The sequence below is a fragment of the Actinopolyspora mortivallis genome (assembly GCF_003001495.1).
Classification (GTDB): domain Bacteria; phylum Actinomycetota; class Actinomycetes; order Mycobacteriales; family Pseudonocardiaceae; genus Actinopolyspora; species Actinopolyspora mortivallis_A.
The window spans coordinates 1-1083 of sequence record NZ_PVSR01000083.1; the positions used below are offsets into that span (position 1 = coordinate 1).

Sequence of the window (1083 nt, forward strand, 5' to 3'; positions counted from 1 at the left end):
GTGAGGGGGCGGGGGTCCTGTGGGGACGCGTGCTGTGCATGATGACGCTCCTTGGTCGACTGCCTCTGTGGGACAGGAGGGCTCTCCCCGTACCGTGAATTCAGTGGTGGGGGAGTCTTCACCGGAAGGTGTGAGTTCCTTCGGGAGGAGCGGGATGCGGACGGCCCTGTCGGCCCTCGTCACGGACTACGGGGGAGTGTTGGATGATCACGGCACGGAGCAGCCCGGCGCGCGAGCTCCGCTGCTCGTGCGGCTGGGGGAACTGCGAGAGCGGGGAGTCGCCACGGCTCTGCTGTCGAACGGGAACTCGGTGCCGCCCGAAGTGGCGGACGCCGGGGTGCTGGACGTGATGGTGTTGTCCGCGGAAGTGGGGACGAGTAAGCCCGACCCGGCGATCTATCATCTTACGGCCGAGTTCTTGGGGGTCTCGCCGCGGAACTGCGTCTTCGTCGACGACGTGGCGCGAAACGTCTCGGCGGCGGTGCGGACGGGGATGGTCGGAGTGCTGCACCGGGACGTGGCATCCACCTTGGACGAGTTGGCGGTGCTCTTCGAGTGAGCGGAACTCGCGTGGGGCACCCTCCGAACTGCTGCTTCGGTTGTCGGTTCGACGACGGTGACCCCCCGTTCGGGGGTGGTTCGACGGGTGTGTAGAGTTGTTCCCAACAGAGGTCGGGACGGGCTCTGGAGAGTTGCTCGGGCGACGGGCAGGTCGAGGAGTCCGTGTCGGTTTCTGGTGAGTGTCCACCCCCCTGAGAACTCGGGCGATGGGTGGTGTAGAATAGGAAATCGACACGGGCGGTTTCGTTCCGTGTCGAGCGTTGTTTGAACGTGAATACTGTGACCGGTCCGGTAACATCGGATCGGGAAGCCCACGGTGGTGGGTGTGTTCTTTGAGAATTCAACAGTGCCCTGTTTGTGTGCGTGTGGGGCCCGTGTGGGTCTTGTGGTTTTTGTGAGTGTTTGTTGCTGGGGTTTTTTCTCTGGTTGTTTGTTGGAGAGTTTGATCCTGGCTCAGGACGAACGCTGACGGCGCGCTTCACACATGCAAGTCGAACGCTCGCACCCCGTGTGCTTTCCCCT

General features: G+C 63.2%; 1 protein-coding gene. It reads left to right on the forward strand.

What is annotated here, in order from left to right:
* The first annotated feature begins 106 nt into the window (after positions 1-106).
* Positions 107-559, forward strand: a complete 453-nt coding sequence (locus CEP50_RS19725; RefSeq protein WP_374957113.1) for an HAD-IA family hydrolase — start codon at positions 107-109, stop codon at positions 557-559.
* Positions 560-1083: the final 524 nt, after the last annotated feature.